The sequence below is a fragment of the Kordiimonas sp. SCSIO 12603 genome, assembly GCF_024398035.1.
Taxonomy (GTDB): Bacteria; Pseudomonadota; Alphaproteobacteria; order Sphingomonadales; family Kordiimonadaceae; genus Kordiimonas.
This window is the reverse complement of the sequence record NZ_CP073748.1, coordinates 2,647,175-2,670,867: the sequence shown is the minus strand read 5'-3', so window position 1 is coordinate 2,670,867 and position 23,693 is coordinate 2,647,175. Positions and strand designations below refer to the sequence as shown.

Annotated in this window: 23 protein-coding genes; 9 read left to right on the top strand and 14 right to left on the bottom strand. The window is 44.0% G+C overall.

Translation table 11 applies throughout. The features are described from left to right. Positions 1 to 14: 14 nt before the first annotated feature. The gene (locus tag KFE96_RS12415) at positions 15 to 2,780 is read right to left on the bottom strand and encodes a hypothetical protein (RefSeq protein ID WP_255832879.1); all 2,766 of its coding nucleotides are present in this window, start codon (positions 2,778 to 2,780) and stop codon (positions 15 to 17) included. A gap of 79 nt (positions 2,781 to 2,859) precedes the next feature. Between KFE96_RS12415 and KFE96_RS12410 the strand changes: the two genes are divergently transcribed. The 5 genes from KFE96_RS12410 (at position 2,860) to KFE96_RS12390 (ending at position 5,345) form a co-directional block, all read left to right on the top strand. After that, complete coding sequence (locus KFE96_RS12410; protein WP_255832878.1) at positions 2,860 to 3,168, top strand: hypothetical protein; 309 nt, start codon at positions 2,860 to 2,862, stop codon at positions 3,166 to 3,168. A gap of 15 nt (positions 3,169 to 3,183) precedes the next feature. Further along, a complete protein-coding gene (locus tag KFE96_RS12405; RefSeq protein WP_255832877.1) occupies positions 3,184 to 3,555 on the top strand; it encodes an Hpt domain-containing protein in 372 nt (123 codons plus the stop codon). Between the two features lie 93 nt (positions 3,556 to 3,648). Next, positions 3,649 to 4,203 carry a response regulator gene (locus KFE96_RS12400; protein WP_255832876.1) on the top strand — a complete coding sequence of 185 codons (555 nt, stop codon included), beginning with the start codon at positions 3,649 to 3,651 and terminating at the stop codon, positions 4,201 to 4,203. Then, on the top strand, positions 4,196 to 4,705 hold the full coding sequence (locus KFE96_RS12395; protein ID WP_255832875.1) for an Hpt domain-containing protein: 510 nt from the start codon (positions 4,196 to 4,198) through the stop codon (positions 4,703 to 4,705). Before KFE96_RS12400 ends, KFE96_RS12395 begins: the two co-directional genes overlap by 8 nt. A gap of 199 nt (positions 4,706 to 4,904) precedes the next feature. Continuing rightward, positions 4,905 to 5,345, top strand: a complete 441-nt coding sequence (locus tag KFE96_RS12390; RefSeq protein ID WP_255832874.1) for a TonB C-terminal domain-containing protein — start codon at positions 4,905 to 4,907, stop codon at positions 5,343 to 5,345. A 63-nt stretch (positions 5,346 to 5,408) separates the two neighbouring features. On the opposite strand, the gene KFE96_RS12385 is transcribed toward KFE96_RS12390, so the two are convergent. Beyond that, positions 5,409 to 6,902, bottom strand: a complete 1,494-nt coding sequence (locus KFE96_RS12385; protein ID WP_255832873.1) for an alkaline phosphatase — start codon at positions 6,900 to 6,902, stop codon at positions 5,409 to 5,411. A 298-nt stretch (positions 6,903 to 7,200) separates the two neighbouring features. Here KFE96_RS12385 and KFE96_RS12380 point away from each other — a divergent pair, with 298 nt between their 5' ends. Then, positions 7,201 to 7,680 carry a hypothetical protein gene (locus tag KFE96_RS12380; RefSeq protein ID WP_255832872.1) on the top strand — a complete coding sequence of 160 codons (480 nt, stop codon included), beginning with the start codon at positions 7,201 to 7,203 and terminating at the stop codon, positions 7,678 to 7,680. 54 nt (positions 7,681 to 7,734) lie between these two features. Here the strand turns inward: KFE96_RS12380 and KFE96_RS12375 are convergent, their stop codons facing one another. The 11 genes from KFE96_RS12375 to flbT form a co-directional block, all read right to left on the bottom strand. Further along, the gene (locus KFE96_RS12375) at positions 7,735 to 8,907 is read right to left on the bottom strand and encodes a VWA domain-containing protein (protein ID WP_255832871.1); all 1,173 of its coding nucleotides are present in this window, start codon (positions 8,905 to 8,907) and stop codon (positions 7,735 to 7,737) included. 3 nt (positions 8,908 to 8,910) lie between these two features. Continuing rightward, positions 8,911 to 9,756: a MoxR family ATPase gene (locus KFE96_RS12370; RefSeq protein ID WP_255832870.1), complete on the bottom strand. Its 846-nt coding sequence runs from the start codon at positions 9,754 to 9,756 to the stop codon at positions 8,911 to 8,913. Positions 9,757 to 9,950: 194 nt separating this feature from the next. Further along, positions 9,951 to 10,358 (bottom strand): flagellar protein FlaG, encoded by a 408-nt coding sequence (locus KFE96_RS12365; RefSeq protein ID WP_255832869.1) that lies wholly within the window; start codon positions 10,356 to 10,358, stop codon positions 9,951 to 9,953. Positions 10,359 to 10,469: 111 nt separating this feature from the next. Then, a complete protein-coding gene (locus tag KFE96_RS12360; RefSeq protein ID WP_255832868.1) occupies positions 10,470 to 11,297 on the bottom strand; it encodes a flagellin in 828 nt (275 codons plus the stop codon). 284 nt (positions 11,298 to 11,581) lie between these two features. Beyond that, a complete protein-coding gene (locus KFE96_RS12355; protein WP_255832867.1) occupies positions 11,582 to 12,409 on the bottom strand; it encodes a flagellin in 828 nt (275 codons plus the stop codon). A 268-nt stretch (positions 12,410 to 12,677) separates the two neighbouring features. Next, complete coding sequence (locus KFE96_RS12350; protein WP_255832866.1) at positions 12,678 to 13,505, bottom strand: flagellin; 828 nt, start codon at positions 13,503 to 13,505, stop codon at positions 12,678 to 12,680. Positions 13,506 to 13,780: 275 nt separating this feature from the next. Continuing rightward, a complete protein-coding gene (locus KFE96_RS12345) occupies positions 13,781 to 14,608 on the bottom strand; it encodes a flagellin (protein WP_255832865.1) in 828 nt (275 codons plus the stop codon). Positions 14,609 to 14,879: 271 nt separating this feature from the next. Beyond that, positions 14,880 to 15,707 carry a flagellin gene (locus KFE96_RS12340; RefSeq protein ID WP_255832864.1) on the bottom strand — a complete coding sequence of 276 codons (828 nt, stop codon included), beginning with the start codon at positions 15,705 to 15,707 and terminating at the stop codon, positions 14,880 to 14,882. 224 nt (positions 15,708 to 15,931) lie between these two features. Further along, on the bottom strand, positions 15,932 to 16,759 hold the full coding sequence (locus KFE96_RS12335; RefSeq protein ID WP_255832863.1) for a flagellin: 828 nt from the start codon (positions 16,757 to 16,759) through the stop codon (positions 15,932 to 15,934). A gap of 247 nt (positions 16,760 to 17,006) precedes the next feature. After that, positions 17,007 to 17,417, bottom strand: a complete 411-nt coding sequence (gene flaF / locus KFE96_RS12330) for a flagellar biosynthesis regulator FlaF (protein ID WP_255832862.1) — start codon at positions 17,415 to 17,417, stop codon at positions 17,007 to 17,009. A 33-nt stretch (positions 17,418 to 17,450) separates the two neighbouring features. Continuing rightward, complete coding sequence (gene flbT / locus KFE96_RS12325) at positions 17,451 to 17,846, bottom strand: flagellar biosynthesis repressor FlbT (protein WP_255832861.1); 396 nt, start codon at positions 17,844 to 17,846, stop codon at positions 17,451 to 17,453. Between the two features lie 225 nt (positions 17,847 to 18,071). Between flbT and KFE96_RS12320 the strand changes: the two genes are divergently transcribed. From KFE96_RS12320 to KFE96_RS12310, 3 genes are read left to right on the top strand one after another with little or no spacing between them, the layout of a single operon-like run. Beyond that, positions 18,072 to 19,928, top strand: coding sequence for a lipopolysaccharide assembly protein LapB (locus tag KFE96_RS12320; RefSeq protein WP_255832860.1), 1,857 nt, complete (start codon positions 18,072 to 18,074; stop codon positions 19,926 to 19,928). Beyond that, positions 19,928 to 20,794, top strand: coding sequence for an N-acetylneuraminate synthase family protein (locus KFE96_RS12315; protein WP_255832859.1), 867 nt, complete (start codon positions 19,928 to 19,930; stop codon positions 20,792 to 20,794). The genes KFE96_RS12320 and KFE96_RS12315 overlap by 1 nt, the downstream gene beginning before the upstream one ends. Beyond that, positions 20,779 to 22,524, top strand: a complete 1,746-nt coding sequence (locus KFE96_RS12310) for a cytidylyltransferase domain-containing protein (protein ID WP_255832858.1) — start codon at positions 20,779 to 20,781, stop codon at positions 22,522 to 22,524. The genes KFE96_RS12315 and KFE96_RS12310 overlap by 16 nt, the downstream gene beginning before the upstream one ends. Here KFE96_RS12310 and KFE96_RS12305 read toward each other — a convergent pair. After that, positions 22,521 to 23,690 carry a bifunctional 2-polyprenyl-6-hydroxyphenol methylase/3-demethylubiquinol 3-O-methyltransferase UbiG gene (locus KFE96_RS12305; protein ID WP_255832857.1) on the bottom strand — a complete coding sequence of 390 codons (1,170 nt, stop codon included), beginning with the start codon at positions 23,688 to 23,690 and terminating at the stop codon, positions 22,521 to 22,523. The genes KFE96_RS12310 and KFE96_RS12305 overlap by 4 nt on opposite strands. Between the last annotated feature and the right edge of the window lie 3 nt (positions 23,691 to 23,693).

Below are 23,693 nucleotides of genomic sequence, written 5' to 3'. Positions count from 1 at the left end.
CCCGCCGCGTAATCTTAACTAAATTTCTTCAGTGCTTGCCCAAGAAGCACATAGAGCTTGCCCATGTCACTTGAAATCAAAGTGACAGACATGGCACTGCCTTTGTCGCCCATCATTGCTCGTTCCATCATGCCTTCGAAATCCCGACAGTAGCGGCTAACTGCTTCACGGAATTCTGGATCTGATGCAAATTTTTCACCGATAATTTTGCGGCTCTTTCGACTGCCAACCTTAAGTGTCCGGCGGATAAAGACGGATTTATCGCCAGCAAGATAGTCCTCCCAAACAGTATCTGGGAGGTCGTCAGACAGAGCTTTATTAATTTCGATTGAATTAGATTGAAGGCTTTCCATCAAGAGAGCAGAGGTACGTGCGAAATCATTCTTTGTGGCTGAAGCAATACGTTTTTCAATCTCTTCAGTTTTAGAGATAAACTGCTCAGTTGTTTGGTTGATTTTCTCTGCTTCATTACCAAGACGCATAGCTAGTAGAGCGCTTTCTTTTTCTGCTTGATCAGCGGTTTCTTGATACTCAGAAAGAACACGGGCAAGGGTGGCCTGCATCTCTTCTTGCAGGTATGTGATACGCTCAGTTGCTTTGTTGCCGATTTCATCCATGGTTTGAGAGAGTTCAGACCTAGTTTCATCAACAGATTTATGCATCTGGTCTTGTGCACGCTGTGTCTGGTCCATCAGTACTTGGCTGGCAGCATCGAGGCGATTTGCAGCTTCCATGGAACTGTCAGTAAAACGCGTTACTTCCGTACCCATGTTATCGGAGGCTCGGTTCAGTTCACTGATAACACTCTCGGTTTCTTCCTTGATGCGGTGGCGCTCACCGGCAAAAGCTTCTGCGGCTTGCCCAAGCGCACCACCTGAATCTGTTAATTCTTCCCGAAGGCCAGTGGTTTGTTCACTTAGTTCACCAACAGCTTTTTCTAACCGTTCAGAAGTTTGTGCAGATGTATCACCCACACGGTCAATCAGTGAAACGAGTTCCCCCGATTTACTGCTGAGTTGTTCTTCAACAACGGAAGCAGTGTTCTGGAGATTAAGGCTGTTGGTTGCAAATCGCTCTGCGGCTTCGATTACCTTTTCAGCCGCTTCATTTGATGCGCTGCTCAAGGCGTCACGCTGACTTGAAAGATCATCTTCAAGACGGGCAAGTTTCATACGGGTTTCATTGAGAACTTCACCGATAAGATCGCTTTGAACATCCATTTGCGCACGTACGGATGTAAGCTCCTGAACTGTATCTTCAGATTCCTGTCTCAGTTCTGCAGTTTTTTCAGAAATTTTGCCCGCTGCATCGTTTGAAAGTTCATATGCATTTTGGCTTGCCTGTGCGAGTTCAGCTATTTGTTCTTCAACACCTGCGCGAAGCTGTCTGATATGTTGAAGCGTGCGTGTGGCTGTATCTTCGGCTTCCTGAACGGCGGAGTTGGAATGATCAGATATGGCAGCCATAGTGTTTTCAAGGGCGGTTTTGGCACGTTCGAGACCGCTTATTAAAATATCATCTGCTTTAGCCGCATGCTCCAGCACGGCTTCACCAGTTGCTTTTGTGGTTTCAAGTGTTTGTTCGTTTACACGTTCACTTGTTGAAAGGGCAGATTGACAGTGCGCTTCGAGCGATTGACCGGCTTCTTCAAGAAGTTGTTTTGCATTTTCTACAGTTTCGATAACCTGTTCAGACATAGCTGTTGCTTTGTCGGAGAATAAGTCACTTACATCACTTGTGCGCTCAAGTGCTTCTGTAGCGGCCAAGCGTACTTCACCTACATGTGTACGCAGGCTTTCTTCAATTTTAGCAGACTCTGCAGCAGCTAACTCAGCAAGATCATGAAGAACAGTTCCTTGAGTTTTCATATGTTCTGAAAGCTCTGCTGAGCGTCCTTCCAGGCCTTCCACATCATGCCGGAAACGTTCCATGCCTGCGAGTGCACTTTCTGTTGCTGTGTGAAGACGGAGTTCAACGTTTTCTGCTATATCCTGAACTTGGCTGGCGCGTTCAGTTACTGTTTCTGTTGCCTTATCAAGTCGTGCTTCAAAATTTTCTGCCATGGAACTGATGTTATCAAGGCTTTCATCAATACGGTCTCTGGCGCTGTCGGCTGTTGAGGCGAATGTGTGCCCCGCATTATCAAGGCTGGCGGCAATTGATGTGACTAGTTCCTCAAGGCGTGTAAACCGCTCTTCGACATCTTGTGTAGTCGTGCCAATGGCTTCTCGTTCTCTAGCAAGCGTATCTCGAATGCTTGTGGTGCGGGCTTCGGTATCGGCTGTTGCGGAAAATAGATTGCTGATTTGTTCCTGAAAACGATTTTCGAGGTTTTCAATGCGGTCAGCAGCCAGATCTGCGACAGCATCGATGCTTTCAAGTTCTTTCCGTAGGTTTTTGTTTAAAGATTTTATACGTTGTTCAGCCATTTCAACGGGAGACAAAGCTTTATCCAGATTTTGCGCCATAGCTAGACGGCGCTCTAGAAGAGGGTCTGTACGCTGGAAAGCTAAAGCAACGAGCCAGAAAATTGCTACTGGTGTGGCGTATCCTGCGATAAGGGTAGCAAGTGTTGTGACCGAGATGTCAGCAAAAGTATGTTGCGATGTAACAAGAAAATAAACTGTAAGCGTTGACCAGATAAGGCTTAGTGAAGCTGCAATGATTACCGGGGCCAGTCGCCTGATGTTTCGAGATTTCCCTTTTTGCGGCTCTGAGGGCGGCAGAGGCTCGCCTTCAGTTTTTGTTACGTTTGGAAAATCAAGTTCAGCTTTCGACATGTCGCCCCCTTGGCCACCCTATTCATATGCTTGTCATAATTGTTACGACATTTTCAGAGGAATGCACCACAAGTTTATAATGACAAGAATGATAATAGCTATTCCTGTGGCAAAAATATGGGATTTTGCTATATTTGCTGGAACGAAAGGCGGGAAATGGCGTCTGTTTCTGAGAAAAAACCGAGTGCAACGCAATTGCGTTATCTTCTCCGTGGCGTTAATGAGCCAGGAGGTAAGCTCCCTTTGTTTGATCGGGATGGTCAACGAATCAATGAACAAACGATTCGATCTTGCCTTAAAAATGGTTGGTGTAAAGAATGGCGTAGGAATCCTGTTAAAACGAATTGGCTTGTTTGCAAGCTCACGAAAACAGGACGAGAAGCGGTAAAACGGGGTGTGCAGAGTGCAGGAATCTAATTGGGATGAAGATGTTGTTTTCGACCGTGATCACCTGAAAGCATTTACCAGCGGCGATCCCTTTTTTGAAAAACAGGTTCTGGATATTTTCGTTCAGAATGCCCCAGGGTATCTAGAGGAACTGTCACAAGCTTCTGTTGATGATTGGTCAGCGCTCGCTCATAAACTTAAAGGAGCTGCAAGAGGTATTGGGGCATGGCGCCTTGCAAGAGCATCAGAACGCGCGGAACTTATGGAAAACAGTATGCTAACAGAAGAAATCTCTAGCGGCGTGTGTGCTTGTTTGAATGTACGGATGGAAGAATTGCTCGCCTATATCGCGGAACTTCCCAAAGATGAAGACGGTTTGCTTATATAAAATCAACCGTATTGTTTGACGCTATAGCCTGCTTTAAGGTAGTAGTTTCAATAATCTAATAGAATTAGCCTATTATAGCAGGGCGATGGGTATATGAGCGACTATGATTTTGACCGAGTGAATGTTCTTCTGGCTGAAGACAGTCCTTTTATTCGGTCTTTGTTGGTGAATTCACTGAAAGTACTTGGTGTTGGTAACGTATTCGCCGTTGAACATGGTGGCGATGCTATCCATTTTCTCCAACGCGTGAAAAATGAGCCAATGAAAATTGGTGTTCAGCAGATTGATTTAATTATCTCTAATTGGGATATGCATCCGATTGATGGCATGATGTTTCTTCGCTGGGTACGCCGTCATAAAGATAGCCCTGATAGGTTTACTCCATTTGTAATGATTACCAGTTATACTGAGCCTGAACGTGTACTTCAGGCGCGGGAAATGGGCGTTACTGAAATGCTCGCAAAGCCTTTCACAATTAACGGTATTGGCGAAAAGCTTATGTCGATTATTGAACGGCCGAGGCAGTTTGTTCATACAAAGGATTACTTTGGTCCAGATCGCAGGCGAATGAAGGGTGATGTTCCTGGTGGCGTTGAGAGGCGTGTGTTGAAAGATAAGAGCGAAGGCGTGGAGATTATCCGTGGCTAGTAATAAACCAGTTATTGTCCGTTTTTATCGTTTTCAAAACCGTTTGAAGGAAAAAACCGCGGGTTTGGCTCCTGGAAACACTGGTATATCCAGAGAAGCGCTAGAAGCCGCTGAGCAAGCGCTTACCAAGATGTCTGAAGATTACCCTGATTGGGTGTCTGGTCTTGTTGTTAAATTACAAGAACAGCATGGCCGCTGTGTAGATAGCCCAGAAATGCGCCATGATTGCTTTGAAGAAATCAATCATATCGCCCATGATATGAAGGGGCAAGGTGGCACCTTTGGGTATCCGCTTATAACTTCTTTCGCTGATAGCCTTTATGGTTTCACTGTGAAGCGTTCAGGTGAGATTACCGATAATCAGATTGAGTTGGTGAAGAGCCACCTCGATGCCATGCGTGCCGTTATTAAAGGCCGTGTAAGCGGTGACGGTGGTGAAATTGGTAAGAAGCTTACTGATAGCTTGAATGAAGCTATCGAGAAGTATCAACAAACTGCATAGAACTTTGTAACAAACACAGGTCTATATAGCTGGGTGTAGGCTTGTTTTGTAAACTAAAGTTTTAAAGTTTATCTTTTGGTCGCAAAATTTCTACAGTTGACCGTTTTAATTCCTAAAATTCTTCTTATATCTACATTCTAAAGATAGCCGTGACATAAAAAATAATAGTCACATAAGGCCGCGACAATGAGGATGAGAAATGAAGAAGAATTGGAAGGCTATTCCGGTAGTAGCTGCTGCGATGACGGCTTCGATGCTGTCTCAAACTGCATCAGCAGATACCCCTGATACAATGAAAGAATGGACACGAGAAGCTAGTGTGATTGTTCAATCTGCGCTTTTGCCATCAAGATTGGATAGTGATGTAGATAAAAGCAGCGTTGTTCAGTTTAACGTTACTGTGGACCGTTCTGGTGATCTGGTTTCATATGTGCAAAAAGGGAAATCTGAAGAACAGGGACTAAATGCCGTTGCAACTAATCTGGTAGCTTCTACAGATTATCCTGCTTTACCGGAGAGCTATAAAGCTGATCAAATGACTTTCTCTCTAGCGTTGATTTATTCCGCAGATAGAGAAGGGGCTGTTGGTGCTGGTGCAGTTCTGACAACACTCAAGAGCCAGCTTGAATCAGTAAACTAAGATTTTCGTTTTGAGTTAATGGTTGCAATGGAAAGCCCCGCTAAAAGCGGGGCTTTTTCGTTTCTAATTTTGGGTGCGATCTTTCAGCCCTAGTGCATGGTTCATAATATGGAATACTACGTTCTGCTCCATTGTACCTTTTACCAGATGGGACCAAGGGCCTATTCCAAAAAGAGCGACGTCTTCCCCGCCATGGGTCTCTGACCAAAGAGGAATTGCGGCTTGCTGCTGGAACTCAGGGTGATGCGTATCTTCATTTGTAAGATGCGCGCGTTCGCCCTCAATAGCGCCCGGGCCATTTTGGTATCCAACTGTTGTGTATGGCTTACCATCCTTAGCCATCGTATATTCACCGTCCTTCTGACCAGGGCCAGACACGAGTCCGAGTATAGGATTACCCCGCTTTGGGTAACCCGCCATGGTAAATGTGTGGCTGTGATCAGCAGTTACCAGAATGAGCGTTTCTTCTGTATCTACAAGTTCTAACGCTTTTTTAACGGCTGATGAAAGAGCAACAGTATCATTCAGCGCTGCGTTAGCATTACCGCCATGATGACCGTGGTCAATGCGACCAGCTTCAATCATGAGATAATAGCCATTGTCATTCTTGGATAGCATTTTAATGGCTGTTTCTGTCATTTCTGCCAAAGTTGGCTCATTTTGAACTTCTTCAAGAGTGAAAGACATATGCGAGCTGCTGAACAAACCAAAAAGATGGTCGATGCCAGAAATATCTGTCGCCTGAAGTTCTGCTCGGTTTGTTACATACGCTGATTTTTCGAATTTATTTTGCCATTCTGTAACTATATTGCGGCCATCTTCACGTTTACCTCCTTCTGAAGAAGGAAGGAAATTGCGAGCACCTCCACCAAGGGCTACTTCAAGACCATTACCGCCTAGGTCTGTCGTAATCTGGCTCGCGATGTCTGTGCATTTGTTCTCAATGGCTTCTTCGGTAAGTTCAGTATCATTTTCCCAGCCCCGGCTTGGGCTAATAGCGAAAACGGCCGCTGGCGTTGCGTGTGTGAGGCGTGCTGTGCTCACAATACCTGTGCTCATGCCAGCTTGTTCGGCGAAGTAAGCCAGCGTTTTAGGGGCATCTTTTTCCATGCCTTTGCAGATACCATTCGGGTGATTGGGAGCGGTGTTAATGACACCAATTTCAGTTTTGGTACCGGTATTCAGTGCTGAGGCTGTCCCAGCTGAATCTGCTACCTGAGCATTTACATTATATGTTTTTACAAGGGCGGTATTCGGGAAGCGTTCGAAGCTTAAATAGTTTTCCTCGCCAGGTTGTCCGTTCAATTGACCTTCTAGAATACGACCGGCAGTGAGTGTGGAAATACCCATGCCATCACCTACAAACAGAATAACGTTTTTCGCACGGTTTGTGTTTGGTTTTTGGGCGAGACGATCAGCGATTGCTTTTTCCCCTTGCTCAAGCCAGGATTGAGTAGTCCCAATATGATCTTTAGTTACTTCCTGTGCTATTGATGCAGATGTGATTAGCAGGCTGCTTGATAAAGCTGATGCTATAAGAAGCGATTTAACGCGCATGATTGCTCCCCTCTATACTCTTTATTGTTTAATTTAGACCTATGACACAGCTTGAGAGTGCCTGCAATAAGGTTGTTCATGCTTCTTCTAAGGAGCTTTTATGAAGGTCTTGTTTCGATTTTGACCATATCGTTATAAACGCACGTTTAGGGTTTATCTATACAGCCTGAATTTCCACCCATTCGTCGCATTGGCCCTTAAAATCCTTATCTGAGTGATTATGTTCAATACAGCAGAAAACTGCACTTAAAATAAATTACGACAGATACAAGTGGCTATGATAGCGAGGAGAAACACTATGAAATCGAATAAGACATTTTTGAAATTGGCATTGGCTTGTTCACTACCTTTTGCTGCGGTGGCAGCGCAGGCAGGCGATAGCGGTTCGAACGGGCTTAAAGATTGGGCGCAAGAAGCTGGTGAAGCTGTGAACACAGTAATGAATGCGCCAACTCTTTATTCAGCTACAGGCTCAGGTGCTGGCCTTGCTCTTTATCAGGTAACAATCGACCGTGACGGCGATGTTGTTGATGCAATCAGAGTTAAGAAGCCAAGTGATATGGGCATTCGCGCTGCGGCTAGAAAAGTCTTGAGAAAGGTAGATTTCCCGGATCTTCCTGCATCATATAACCAGGATAAGCTGACGTTTGTTCTACAGTTAAGCTATGCAACATCTGATGAACAGGCCGAAAAATTCCTTCGCCAAGGCTACGTAACTAGCCAACAAATTGCACAGAATTCAGATACAATTCGCGTGGTTGCGCAAAATATCAACTAATTTAGCAGATAGATTAGTTTCAAGGAAAAGAGAGGCGAAATGCCTCTCTTTTTTTTATCTTAAAGCTTTCACTGCCTGGTCAATGCCGCCTAAGTTCAGTGGGTACATACGGTTATCCATCAATTCTTTAAGTAGTTGAATGGATTGGCTGTATTGCCAGTGTTCTTCAGGTACTGGGTTTAACCACACAGCTTTTTGGTAGATATTGGTAACCCGTTTCATCCAAACATCGCCTGCTTCTTCATTCCAATGCTCAACTGAACCGCCAGGGTAGGTGATTTCATATGGGCTCATAGATGCATCCCCCACGAATATGATCTTATAGTCATGTGGGTATTTATGCAGAACATCCATGGTTGGTGTGGTTTCATTATGCCTGCGGACGTTATCCTTCCATACTCGCTCATAGAGACAGTTATGGAAGTAGAAGAATTCTAGGTGTTTAAATTCAGTGCGGGCTGCGGAAAATAGTTCTTCACATAATTTGATATATGGGTCCATAGAACCGCCAACATCAAAAAAGATAAGAACCTTAACGGCGTTATGGCGTTCTGGGACCATTTTAATATCCAGAAAACCATTATGAGCTGTGGACCTGATAGTCCCATCTAGATCAAGCTCGCTGGCTTCGCCTTGTCTTGCAAACTGTCGTAGTTTTTTGAGGGCTACTTTGATGTTTCGTGTGCCTAACTCAACGCTATCATCAAGGTTTTTATATTCCCGTTTATCCCACACTTTGAGCGCTTTTCCGTGCCGGCCTTCTTTCTGACCAATACGCACACCTTCAGGGTTATAGCCGTAAGCACCAAAGGGGCTTTTGCCTGCAGTACCAATCCATTTATTACCGCCTTGATGGCGTTTTTCCTGCTCCTCAAGCCGTTTCTTGAGAGTTTCCATAATCTCATCCCAATCACCAAGAGATTGAATTTCTTCCATCTCTTCCGGTGTCAGATATAGCTCAGCCATTTTTTTGAGCCATTCTTCTGGAATTTCAGCGGTTTCATCGTCAGCGATAAATTCAATGCCTTCGAAAGTTTTGCCAAAGACACGATCAAATTTATCCAGTTTGGTTTCGTCTTTCACAAAAACGGATCGGGAAAGATAATAGAAGTCATCCACACTGTAATTTGAGCAGCCTGCCTTTAAGGCTTCCATCAAGGTAAGATATTCCTTGATGCTGACAGGTAAGCCGCTTTCTTTGAGTGCGTAGAAGAACTTAACAAACATGCTTTATCCGTTTTGGCGGCGGTTCATGAAGGCTAGACGTTCAAATAGATGAACATCCTGCTCGTTTTTCAGTAGAGCGCCATGCAGCGGTGGTATCAGTTTGTTCGGGTCTTTGGATTTGAGGACCTCAAGCGGGAGTTCTTCTGCCATTAGGAGCTTTAGCCAATCAAGGAGTTCACTTGTTGAAGGCTTTTTCTTGAGGCCAGGAACTTCTCTGAGATCAAAGAAAACACTGAGTGCTTCCTTAACAAGAGCCTGCTGGATATCAGGATAGTGTACCTGAATGATATCTTTCATGGTTTCAGGCTCGGGAAACTTGATGAAGTGGAAGAAACAGCGGCGCAGAAAAGCATCGGGTAGTTCTTTTTCATTGTTTGACGTGATGATAACAATAGGCCGGTTTTTCGCCTTGATGGTTTCGCCAGTTTCATAAACATGAAATTCCATGCGATCTAGCTCAAGAAGAAGATCATTCGGGAATTCAATATCTGCTTTATCAATTTCATCAATTAGCAGCACAGGCGTTTTGTCACGCTCAAATGCTTCCCAGAGTTTGCCTTTTTTAATGTAATTTTTGATGTCTTTTACTTTTTCATCACCAAGTTGGCTATCTCGCAGGCGAGAAACTGCATCATATTCATAAAGGCCTTGCTGGGCTTTGGTAGTGGATTTGATATGCCATTCAATCAGTTCCATACCAAAAGCTTCTGCAACTTCATTTGCAAGCACTGTTTTGCCTGTGCCGGGTTCGCCCTTAATAAGAAGAGGGCGACGCAGTGTGGCAGCTGCGTTCACTGCTACTTTCAGGTCTTCGGTAGCGACATACTGATCAGTGCCCGTAAATTTCATCGGACGTATCTCCTGTTAAACAAACTTTAATTAGAAAGATGAGATAGTGCAGAGGGGCATAAAGTCCAACCTATAAAATCACTTGTGATACATTATACAAACACAAAAAGACCGTATAACCGAAGCATATGCTTAGGCCATAACCGGTCACGGCAATTTATATAAGCTTAGTACCAGTTCTATCTGGTGTGGCACTAAGCTTCGTCGTCTAGGATCAATCCCTCAGGCTCTCTGAATTGGGAAACAATTTCCAAGATAGACTCTAACGGAAACTGGCTAACAACTTCACCTGTGTCGGTGTCGATGTTTTTGTAGATAAAACGTCCAGTTTCTTCGTCTCTGTCAATGCGCAAACGAGTGTTAGTGGTCTGTTCCTCTGGAATAATTTCTTCAATTGCTCGAGCAGCTTGTTCGAGAGGGCTACCTTGTTCTCCTGTGAAGTCCACGCTTACAATTGTGTTTGCGGTTACTTCGTTGGTAGAGGGCGCCTGATCTGTTGCAAGTACAGAGCTATTGTTATCCTGCGGGGCAACCCGGGAAGCATTTGTCTGTCTAGGTTCAGGAACCTGAACTCTTGCATTTATGTTGCTAATCTCTGCCATTGTTCTTACTCCGTGCGAAATTCCCTTTCGCTTCAATCTCCATCGATTATTAAACTGCTAACTCTTTGAGCGGTGAACCGGCGAACCGGTTCAGCCATAGTCTCAGTAGTTCTATCGGAATAGACCAAGAACCGTTGATGGTGCCTGATTTGCGATCGACAAGGCTTGTAAACCAAGCTGTTGTCTTACCTGCAAGGCCTGCAGGTTTGCAGATTCACTTGCAAGGTCTGCATCCACCAAGTTACCGATACCGACTTCAATGGTATCTGATAGCTGGTTCACAAACTCTTTTTGGAGTTCGATACGAGCCGCACCGGAACCAAGTTGAGAAAGCGAAGTGTTAACGTTTGCGATTGAGTTTTCAATGTCCGTTACCGCCGCAGAAGCAAGAGCCTGTGTAGAGATATCTTGCGACGACGTTAGTGCGACATTGGAGCCTGAAAGTGACAAGTTCTGAGCTGCAACCGTAATGGTATTACCGCCGTCATCGCTTGTAATAGCAACAATTGCATCACCGTTGTTTTCAACAGCATTGGTGCCGTTAAATTCAGCGTTCTGTACAATAGAGGTAATTTGATCACGTAGTTGCTCGAAATCATCATTCAAAGAACTACGGCTTGCTGTATCAAGACCAGAGTCTTTTGCAGCAACCGCTTTTTCTTTGAGCTCAATTAGGAGGTCCGATACTGCTTCACCGGCCGCAATTGCAACATCCAAAGTGGATTGTGCACGATCGAGCGAGGCAGATACCGCTGAAAGACCAGCTACTTCGCCACGCAATGTTTGTGCGATAGCGAATGTTGCTGCATCATCCTTGGACGAGCTAACGCGTAAACCAGTGTTAATCCGGTTTTGCGTCGTCGTCAATTCAGACGAAGTCTGATTCAAGTTCTGCAGGGCTGCAAAAGCGCCTGCATTGGTATTTACCGAAAAAGCCATTTTGCTTCTCCTTTTTGGAGTATTATGTCAGGCATTTTGCCTGCAGGACTTTTTGTCCACCTAATACTATGCAAAAGATGAGCCAAAGTGCTGATTAAAATGTCGGTAAATAAAGCTTTGAATCTTATGGTTTAATTGATGTTTTCCAATTACTAGGTCTAAAATAAAACTAGGCAATAATTGCCTTATTAGCACATAGTTGCCTACTAAGTGCATTAGCTAGGAAAAAAATTCCTAAAAAGGAGAGCCTCGAAAGGCTCTCATATATTTTGGCTAATTGCTTTCTATCGGAAGAGTGATAGCACCGACTGTGGAGCCTGATTGGCGATTGAAAGCGCCTGTAGACCAAGCTGCTGACGTACCTGAAGTGACTGTAGGTTCGCACTTGTTTCAGCGAGGTCTGCATCAACAAGGTTACCAATACCAACTTCAATTGAATCAGAAAGCGAGTTCACAAAATTCTGCTGAAGTTCAACACGGTTCGCGCCGGAACCAAGAGCAGAAAGAGCTGTGTTTACATTTTCGATAGAGGATTCAATATCAGCAACAGCAGCAGATGCAAGATCTTGCGTAGAGATATCCTGTGTGGCGGTAATGGCTACATTTGTACCTGCTAGAGACAAGTCTTGCGCAGCAATTGTAATTGTGTTGCTGCCTGTATCGTTGGTGATGGCAATAATTGCGTCACCATTGTTTTGAACCGCATTTGTGCCGTTAAATTCAGCGTTCTGTACAATCGATGTGATCTGATCACGAAGCTGTTCAAAATCATCGTTCAGAGATGTACGGCTTGCAGTGTCAAGGCCGTTATCCTTAGCGGCAACCGCTTTCTCTTTAAGTTCAATGAGAAGATCAGATACAGCTTCCCCAGCCGCAATCGCAACATCAAGAGATGATTGGGCGCGGTCCAGAGACGAAGATACCGCCTGAAGGCCAGAAACTTCGCCGCGTAGAGTTTGTGCAATAGCGAAAGTCGCTGCATCATCTTTCGCAGAACTTACGCGAAGGCCAGTATTAATTTGTGTCTGGGTAGTGTTCAGCTCTGATTGAGTCTGATTAAGGTTTTGCAGGGCAGCAAAAGCACCTGCATTGGTGTTTACTGAAAACGCCATTTTGTTTCTCCATTCTGAGAATATGTGACCCTGGCTTTTTGCCGGGGGAAGCCTTTTGCTTCATCTTTTATATTACAGGTAATGTGCAGTTATGTACATAAAAAATGTCTATAACTTTGCCAGCGTTTTGTTTTTTTTCGTTCTTTTTTGACCGCTTTTGAAGGCAGTAAGAAAGAAGCAAAAAGAAAACAGAGCTTAAGCTGGATAAGCAGATTACTTGTTCTATGAAAAGGCCCCAAAGGGCCTTTGATTTTGCTGGATTTAAAGACTATCGGAAGAGTGATAGTACAGACTGTGGAGCCTGGTTAGCGATTGAAAGCGCCTGTAGGCCAAGCTGCTGACGTACCTGAAGTGACTGTAGGTTCGCACTTGTTTCAGCGAGATCCGCATCAACAAGGTTACCAATACCAACTTCAATTGAATCAGAAAGTGAGTTCACAAAATTCTGCTGAAGTTCAACACGGTTCGCGCCGGAACCAAGAGCAGAAAGGGCTGTGTTTACATTCTGGATTGAGCTTTCGATGTTGGCAACTGCTACAGAAGCGGCATCTTGAGTGCCGATAGATTGTGCAGAACCAATTGTTACGTTCGCACCGCCTAGAGATAGATCCTGAGCGCCAATGGTAATGGTGTTACTGCCTGTGTCATTGGTAATAGCAATAATTGCATCACCGCCGTTTTCAACTGCATTTGTGCCGTTAAATTCAGCGTTTTGTACGATAGAGGTAATCTGATCACGAAGCTGCTGGAAGTCGTCATTCAGTGATGTACGGCTTGCAGTATCAAGGCCGTTATCCTTGGCTGCAACAGCTTTCTCTTTCAGTTCGATGAGAAGATCGGATACAGCTTCACCAGCTGCAATCGCTACGTCAAGGGATGATTGGGCACGGTCAAGAGAGGCTGATACGGCCTGAAGACCGGAAACTTCACCGCGCAGTGTTTGTGCAATGGCGAAAGTCGCAGCGTCATCTTTCGCAGAACTTACGCGAAGACCAGTGTTAATCTGTGTTTGAGTAGTGTTCAGCTCTGATTGAGTCTGATTAAGGTTTTGCAGTGCAGCAAACGCACCTGCATTGGTGTTTACGGAAAACGCCATTTTGTATCTCCATTCTGAGAATATGTTGCCCTAGCTTTTTGCTGGGGGAAGCCTTTTGCTTCGAGGACAAACTAGCATTTGTTGTGCCAACTTTAGAAAATGATATAAAATTATTATATTTCAATTAGTTGTAGATAATTTTGATAAAATTTTAATTAACGGTCAGGTGGGAAAAAAGTGCCGGGTGGTGCAAAAAGTGCCTAGATGGCAGGAAATTTTTTCCATAGAAAAAGGCCCCGCAGGGCCTTTACTAGTGTTACTCAATTTAAATTGGATTACCTGAATAGACCAAGTACTGTCGATGGAGCCTGGTTGGCAATCGAAAGCGCCTGAAGGCCCAGCTGTTGTCGTACCTGAAGTGATTGCAGGTTAGCACTTGTTTCAGCAAGATCTGCATCAACAAGGTTACCAATACCAACTTCAATCGCATCTGAAAGCTGATTCACGAATGTTTGCTGCAACTCAATCCGGCTTGAGCCTGAGCCAAGTGCGGATAGAGCTGTGTTTACATTTTGAATTGAGCTTTCGATGTTAGCAACTGCTACAGAGGCTGCATCTTGCGTGCCGATAGACTGTGCAGAACCAATTGTTACGTTTGCGCCACCAAGGGAAAGATCCTGTGCCGCAATTGTAATGGTGTTACTGCCTGTGTCGTTTGTAATTGCAACAACTGCATCGCCGCCGTTTTCAACAACATTTGTGCCGTTGAATTCCGCATTCTGTACAATTGATGTAATCTGGTCACGAAGCTGTTGGAAGTCATCGTTCAGAGAGTTACGGCTTGATGTATCGAGACCGGAGTCTTTCGCAGCAACCGCTTTTTCTTTTAGTTCAATCAATAGATCAGATACCGCTTCACCGGCTGCGATCGCAACGTCCAAAGTAGACTGAGCGCGGTCCAGAGAGGAAGATACCGCCTGAAGACCTGAAACTTCACCACGCAGGGTTTGCGCGATAGCGAAAGTCGCCGCATCATCTTTAGCAGAACTTACCCGAAGGCCAGTATTAATCTGTGTTTGAGTTGTTCTCAGCTCTGATTGAGTCTGATTCAAATTTTGCAGGGCAGCAAAAGCACCTGCGTTAGTATTGACGGAAAACGCCATTTTTCATCTCCATTCTGAGATTATGAATTTCCAGCATTTTGCTGGTGAGGTTTCACCTCGAAAATGATCAATGCAATTATTAGGCCGTTTTGTATTGCAGATGTTTTTCAGTTATGTATTTGATTTGTAATGATAAATATCAATATTAACCTTTCGGTAATATCTGGTTGGGGTAGGTATTTTTTGCAGGGTATGGAAAAATATGCCGCCAGGGTAGGTATTTTTTGCGCAGGTGTACCGAGCGGGCGAACCCGCTCGGTGGGCCAGTATTTTACTGGAATAGGCTTAGTACAGACTGTGGAGCCTGGTTGGCGATTGAAAGCGCCTGCAGACCAAGCTGCTGCTGCACCTGCAATGACTGCAGTTCAGCAGAAGATTCAGCAAGATCGGCATCAACTAAGTTACCGATACCAATTTCAATTGTGTCTGACAGTTGTGAAACAAAGTTTTTCTGTAGCTCTAGGCGATTTGCATTAGAGCCAAGATTAGAAAGAACAGAGTTCACATTTTGAATGGAGCTTTCAATGTTATCAACAGCAGCGGACGCAAGTGCAGCTGTGTTGATCTCTTGAGCTACTGTAAGAGCAACGTTGGAGCCAGATAGCGATAGGTTTTGAGGTGCTACGCTAATTTGGCTGGAGCCATCGTCATTTGTGATCGCAATGATCGGGTCACCGTTGTTTTCAACGGCATTGGTGCCGTTAAATTCAGCGTTGTTTACGATCGATGTAATTTGATCACGTAGTTGAATGAAGTCGTTGTTCAGAGACGCGCGACTTGCAGTGTCGAGGCCAGCATCTTTGGCTGCAACAGCTTTTTCTTTCAGTTCGATCAACAGATCAGAAACAGCTTCGCCTGCTGCGATCGCTACATCAATAGTAGATAGTGCGCGATCAATAGAGGCGCTAGCGGCAGACAGACCAGCATTTTCAGCGCGCAATGATTGCGCGATGGCATATACTGCTGAATTGTCTTTTGCGCTAGACACATTAAGTCCTGTGTTAATTTGAGTCTGAATAGTACTCAACCTTGCATTAGTGCCATTCAGGTTTTGAAGTGCTGATAATGCAGAGGCATTTGTGTTTACTGAAAAAGCCATTGGGTGTCTCCTTTTGAGAATTTCGTGAGCCTTTTGCTCTGCCTCACCTAATGGCAATTGATGTGCCAGTCTTAACTTATTGAAATGTATGGTTTATTTTAGTGCTGGGTCACCCGTTGAGTGAGAAGCGGTAAAAAGTGCCGGAAATAGTTGCCGTAGAGGAAGTAAATACCATAAAAAAAAGAGCCCCGTAGGGCTCTCTACTTTGTTCGTTAAAGAATTGTTTATCGGAACAATCCTAGAACTGTTGATGGGGCCTGATTTGCAATCGAAAGCGCTTGCAGGCCGAGCTGTTGTCGTACCTGAAGTGATTGCAAGTTAGCACTTGTCTCTGCAAGATCGGCGTCAACAAGGTTACCGATGCCGACTTCAATCGAGTCAGAAAGAGAATTCACAAAGTTCTGTTGAAGTTCAATTCGACTAGAGCCTGAACCCAAAGCTGAAAGTGAAGTGTTCACATTCGCAATTGAGGCTTCGATTTTTGTCACTGCATCAGCTGCAAGCGTAGCTGTACTAATTTCCTGCGAAGAGGTAATTGTGACGTTAGTGCTCGAAAGAGAAAGGTCTTGCGCAGCAATGGTAATGGTGTTGCTGCCTGTGTCGTTTGTAATTGCGACAACAGCATCTCCACCGGCATTTACTACGTTAGTGCCGTTGAATTCAGCATTTTGCACGATAGATGTAATCTGATCGCGAAGTTGCTTAAAGTCATCGTTCAAAGAATTTCGGCTTGATGTGTCGAGACCGGAGTCTTTCGCAGCAACCGCTTTTTCTTTAAGTTCGATTAATAGATCAGACACAGCTTCCCCTGCCGCGATTGCCACATCTAGTGTGGATTGTGCACGGTCAAGAGAAGAAGATACTGCCTGAAGGCCTGAAACCTCGCCGCGCAGAGTTTGTGCGATTGCAAAAGTCGCAGCATCGTCTTTAGCGGAGGCGACCCGTAGGCCAGTATTAATCTGTGTTTGAGTAGTTCTCAGCTCTGATTGAGTCTGATTCAAATTTTGCAGGGCGGCAAAGGCACCTGCATTGGTGTTTACAGAAAACGCCATTTTTCATCTCCATTCTGAGAGTTTTGGCGGACATTTTGTCCTTGGCTGCATTTTGCTGCCAAACCATTAGATGCATAAATTATGCCATATGGTTGTCTTTTCGCGCTTCTGTTAAGTGTCTGATATGGTTAAACTTTTTGTTTAATGTAAAATTGACTAGGTAAAAATTACCTAGCTTGAGTGGTTGTTATTAGAGTGTTTAAGGTATAATTTTCCCATTGAATGGAAAAAAGTGCCTACTAGTGAGTTAAAGTGTAGAATTAATGCTGGTGGGGGCTGATGCGCCGGCGTTGGCTTTAGCTTGAAGTTTAGCTTGATCCGCCAAGCCTTCCATAATCGTGCGGTTTATGTTGATCAAATCATCCAGCTTGGCTTGTTTGCGCATGACTTTGGAAGAATGTTTTGAAACCCAGATAGAAAGCGAGATAATATTGGCGCGTAGTTGATGAGGGAGCTGGTTGCCTTTAGCGCCACAATCTGCAGCGAAAACTGACCAAACTCTCCTGTTCCAATCAAGAGCTTCTACGAGTTGGACGCCGCTGTATTCTTTATCTTTAGCTGTCATAAGGGCATTAGTAACCTGCGCAAGAAGCCTGTACTCGGTTTGACTCGCTGACTCTGTCGTGTTTTGCGCTGTTTTATAAGCTTGATATGACATACTACATCGGAACTCGTTTGCTAACGCAGGTTCTTATTCCTGCATATTCAATCTGCTTGTTTCAAAAGCTAGCAGCTTTTTACAGTTCATTAAAGCGCGATAGAAGTTCTTTTCCATCACATCTTTGCTAATCTTAACACAGAGATTGATAGCTTCAGGGGTGGTTATTACTGCCATGAACTCTGTCATTCTCTTCATAAATTCTTCGTAATAAGTATCAGTCTTCTGCTGATCCATATACATAAGCATGATAGGGAAGTAGATACGGCGTGCCGGTGTGTCTACTTCATCCTCCTGCATAATATCTTTTTCCCGCAGTATTGATGCCTTGTTATGGACAATCAATGTTGTGCGTCTATCTGCATTAGCAATAACTGCGCCATTTATGACGAGTTTTTCGTCTGGTTTTAACGACAGCTTCAGTGCCATACATGCCTCCCCGGAGCTAATTCTGCCCGTTAGAATTCCAATAAATCAGAATAAAGTAAACTAAGTCTTTATATCATAAGGAAATATGATTTGAAAATGCTAGTATTTTCTTGGCATTTGCTTTGCAGTAATCTTCGATAGATACAAATATAGTGACCAAACCGCCGAAGTTTGGGAGAAAATACCTGGTTAGCTGGTAATTTGTACCGGGTAGGGAGACAAAATATGCAGCCTGTGAAAAATGATGAAGCTCTCATGGATGAGATCATTATAACCGAGGAGGCGGTCAAATTGCCTGATGATCCGCTCGCGGCTGATGGGTTGCAAGTGCCTGATCTGTTGGACGGTAGAGATGTGTCATCAGTTGTAAATGGTATATCTTCCGATTTGGAATTTCACAATAATCCGCAAAAATCACTGACAGGTAAGCAGGTAAAAGAGTTACAAAAATCCTTGAATAAAGGACGTAGGCTGGTTGAAAAAGATAGCTTTGATAAAGCTCTGCCGTATTTTTTAGAAGCTTGGGAATATTTACCTAACGATCTGGATTTATTGACGGTTCTGGCGCACTGCCTGAATTCTGTTGGTGTGCGCGATAAAGCGATATTGGTTATTGAACGCGCCCTTAAGTTTCATGCACCAACACCGGACATTGTGTCTGTTATTATGAATCTCGCACTTAATATGCGTATTTATGATGTTGCTGTTAAAATAGGAAATATTCTGATTAGCATGCAGCCTAGAGAGGCACGCCATTATGTAAATTTGGCAACGGCATATTCAGCTGAGGAGCGCTATGATGAAAGTATCCAGATGCTGCAGGGTATTATTCCTGTATTTCCGGAAAACTCTGATCTGTGGAATGTGCTTGCGACCCAAGTAAGAGCTAGAGACGGTGCCGAAGAGAGTGTGGTCTTTTTTAAAGAGGCGATACGTTTAAGCCCGAATGATTTTAAGATTTATAGCAATCTTGCCATGAGTTATACGCAGATGGGCGAGTGGGATTTGGCTGTTGAGGCAGATTTAAAGTCCATTGAATTAAATCCTAAGTCGCCAGAGCCACGCCTGGGGCTCAGTGTGCTATACTTTTTCCTAGGTAAATTAGAAGAGGCTTGGGAGCACTATGAGTATCGTATGGATACTTCACGGCACCATAATCAATCTCAGATATATACACATAAACTACCGATCTGGGATGGCCAGCCTCTAAAAGGTAAAAAAGTACTTCTCTTAGCCGAGCAGGGAATTGGCGATGAAGTCATGTGGGGTAACTTCTTCCGTTCACTGGAAAAAGAAGCTGGACAGTTAGTTATTGGCTGTGAGCCTCGTTTAACCAGTATTTACGAACGATCATATCCTGAGGCGATTGTTAGCCCTCTGTCGGATGTCATTCGCCAAGGATATAGATACCGTAGTTTCCCGAAGGCGCAACAAATGATCAAAGATGGAGAGTTGGATGTAGACTACGCAATCCCACTCGCCAGCGCTCCCAAGTTTTTCTGGAAAAAACCTGAAGACGTTAAGTTTTCTGGTGAAGATAACTTGATTGTGTGTCCTGAATTAAAGAAAAAATTTAAAGAAAAACTTGATGAAATAAGTGATAAGCCAAAAATTGGTTTCGCTTGGCGTAGTGGTAACAAGAGTCTTACACGAAGCTATATCTACAGCTCCGTTAAACATTTTAGACCATTCGAAGCGTTTAAAGATCAAGTGGATTTCGTCAATCTTCAATATGATGAGTGTTCTGACGAATTACAGGAATTTGAGGACCGTTTTGGTATCAAGGTACATAACCTTGAAGGTGTTGATCTGAAAAAGGATATAGAAGCGAACTTAGGTATTATGGCGAATTGTGATCTCGTGTTGTCATGTGTATCTGCACCCGCGATGTTTGCAATGGCCCTAGGAACTGAAACCTTGATTATGTCAACTTCTGAACCATGGTGGTTATTTGGTAATGAAGGTGGGAAAGTACCGTTTGTTCGGGCAGGGCATACTGTTGTCGCTGAGAAAGGCGAAGATTGGTACAAGATTGTGGAAAAGACATCTGGCGTTATTCAGCATAAGTTAGGGCTTAAGTAATGTCTGCACTGCCATTGTTTATTTCTGAAGTATCCAGTAATCACGCTAAATCAATAGATAGAGCACGCAAGTTCATCCAAGCTTCTGCTGAAATGGGCTGCCAGGCGGTTAAATTTCAATTGTTTAAGATTGATCAACTTTTTGCCTCCGAAATTTTGGAACGAAGTGAGGAGCACCGAAAGCGTGTTGAGTGGGAGTTACCCGAAGAATTCTTGCCTGAATTGAAGAGTGTTAGCACGCAATGCGGCATCCAGTTTTCCTGCACGCCTTTTTTTCTGGATGCCGTGGGCATTCTGGAGCCATATGTCGATTTCTACAAAATAGCCTCATACGAATTGTTGTGGGATGATTTGATTTCAGAGTGTGCGAGAACTGGCAAGCCGCTTATTTTATCAACAGGGATGGCAGACTTAAGCGAGATCTCACATGCCGTTGAAGTTTTTCAAAAGGCCGGGGGAACACATTTAACATTATTGCACTGTGTTTCTGGGTATCCGGCCCCAGCGGATAGCTGTAATCTTGCAGCGATTGAAACTATTCGCGAGGCAACAGGGCTTCCTGTGGGGTGGTCCGATCATAGCCGCGATAGTGCGATTGTTAATCGTGCTATAGATAGATATGAAGCCACAGCTATTGAATTTCATCTAGATTTGGATGAACAAGGAGCAGAGTATAAAGCCGGACATTGCTGGTTGCCTCACGAGATGAAAGCCGTAATCGATGGGCGCAAACGTCTACAGGCTGCAGATGGAGACGGCCAAAAGAAGCCAACCGCCGCTGAGATAGGTGACCGGCCCTGGCGGGCTGATCCCAGTGATGGGCTACGCCCTTTAATAGAGGTCAGGCAAGAATGGCTGAAAAAATAATCGCAGTTATTGGTGCTCGGTTAAATTCTTCACGATTGCCCCGAAAACACTTGTTGTCATTGGCTGGCGAGCCAATGATCAGCCATATTGTAAAGAGATTGCAACAGGTTGAATTGATTGATGATATCATTATCGCAACAACCGCAGACGATTATAATATCCCTCTAAAAGAATGGGCTTTGTCTAGTGGCGTTGATTGTTATGCGCACACTGGCGATGTGGATGATCTTGTTGGACGTATAGATGCTGTGGTTCAAAAAGCTGACGCTGATGTGTTGCTCTATGTTTGTGGTGATTGTCCGCTGATAGAGCCAGAAACCATTAATAATAAACTGAAAGCCATAAAGAACAAACACTCTGTTGATTTAGTTCAGCTTTCTCCCTTGCCGCCTGAGCAAAAATATATCCATGAGGGGTTTGATGTTTATCGTCGTTCCTTCTGGGATCAAATGGTTGCTTGTGCTGAGTTGCCCTTTGAGCGAGAGCATATTGGTGCTGTGTATCATAGCCTTGGTAAAGTTGCACCCCAGCAGATCGCCTATGTTGATGAGGATGAGATATACAGCAGTATTCAGCATAGAATTTCAGTAGATACACCAACTGATTACAGATTCATGCGAGAAGTATACTCTAGATGGAGTTCTCTTGATCGTGGGCAGGATATTGTTGACCTGAAATGGGTGATTGAACAGTTATCCAAGGATGGCGATCTACGAGCTATGAACGGTTTTGTTCGACAAAAAGGTGTAGAAGATAAATCTCCGTCCATTAGTATTTATGCGGAAGCTGGGAAAGATGCCGGATTAGGGCATCTGTCGCGTATGATGGCTGCGGCTACCATTTTACAGGATCGATTAAGTGCGAAAGTGCGATTGATTATTCAGGGAGACCCAGTTGAATTTGATGATTTGGATTTGATTGATCATCTTTGGGTTCAACGGTTATCTAGCTCAGTAGTTTTGAATACATCGGAAGCAGCTGATCTTTGTATCTTTGATCTTAAAAGTTTAAGTGATGATCTAGCTGAGTTGTTAAAAGCTAAAAGCCTATTGAAACCTTTGGTAGGTGTTGATTTTGGCAAGAACTATGAAGATATGTTTGATCATAACTGGGTTCCTTCTTTTTACCTGCCTAAAGACCGCCAGAAAAATAATGCAGATGCCATTTCATATGGTTGGGATACATATTTACTACGCACCTTCCCGAAGATGAAACGTGAAGGTGGCGTTAAGAAACTCTTAGTTCTTACAGGAGGAAGTGATCCTGCGAAGCTGAGTGCATGGCTTCCTGAATTGCTTGTTGGAAAGATTGGTGACACATTTGAAATTCAGTGGGTGCAAGGAAGTTATGCTCAACCACCATCTGTGCCTGCAGTAGACAACTCAGTTTTTAAGATATTGAAAGCCCCGGTGAATATCCCTCAATTGATATCAGCAAGTGATATGGTTCTTTGCCAATATGGAGTGAGCTTCTTTGAAGCGATTAAAGCTGGTGTAAATACAGTAGGTTTCGATGTTATCGGTGCGGCGACTAATGAAGAGCAAACCTATCTCAAAACACATATGCCTGAAACATTCTATCCTTCAGTTGAGGAGGCCGTGAATGCTGTTTCTTTCATGTCGGCTAACACTGAAATGAGTGAGTGTTTTATCAACTATTCAACCAAAATGAGCAAAGCTCCAGAGAGATTTGCTCATCAAATTAGTATGCTTTTGAAGGCGAGCTCTTAATTATATAAGAGAATGATTTTGTCTTCTGAAATTCCCATCTCTTTTAAGCCTGCCGCAATCTCCAGCTCAAAATGATGAGAGGAGATGATGACATATTCGCCGTTATAGTTGCTTGCGAATTGATCTTTACTTAAAATTTCATAAGGACCTTGTTTGTGGCCAACTTTCAAAGGGCTGCTATCTATAACATTTTTGATGGTTATCTTTTCCAGAATGTTTGTTTCGGAGAAAAGCTGTGCTGTGTGAACACCTGCGGCCCAAATATAGGCTTCGTCAATATGTTGGAAACGACTTTCAACAGCTGACCAGTGTTGTTGATCAATGCTCAGGTGATCTTCAATCATCTGTTTATTCATCGAGTACATATTGTGATGCTTCGGCTGTGGACCAGAATAAAGGTCTGCCTTTCTGCAGGCAGCCGATATGCTTGGGTAAGCGGAAAGCGTATCATCAAGAATAACTTCCTGAGCCTGGAAACCATTTTCCTCTAGTACTCGTGTCAATATCTCTGTTGAGAAATACGAAAGATGTTCAAGGGCCAACCAGCCGGGGCAGAAGAGATGGGGTTGTCTGGCGCATGGTACCTGGCAAATAAACAACCCATCATCTTTCAAGTGGTCGTAGGCAATTTTTATTAAATCGTGAGGTGCAGGAACATGTTCCAGTACTCCGCTCAATAAAATTACATCATATTTTTCCTGCCCAGTTAAGCATTCGTGTGCGAAACCTAATGAAATACAATCACCTAAAAGCTTTTGCGCTTGCGCCCCAGTATCTCTAGATGGCTCACAACCTGCAACGTCCCAGCCGTCTTGTTTGAAATAGTGCAGGTGAATACCGGAACCGCAGCCAATTTCGTACAGCTTGCCTTTATTCGGCATTAGTCGATTTGCGGAAGAAAGCATATGCTTAGTAGTAAATAGTTGTGCTTTGGGTGGGGGAGTATAGTTTTCATCAAGTACAAAATAGTTGGAATATTCAAGATAGAAAGCTTCAATAGTTTCCATAGATGGCAGCGGATTTTGCTGGATATGGCCACAATCTTTACAAACGCCAAAATGAACGTCCTGTGGGCCTAAGCCAGTGATGATCCATTTTACACTTTTCATAGTATCAAAGTTGGTGGATTTACAAACCATGCACGGATCGACTGCGTTTTCTGTCATCTT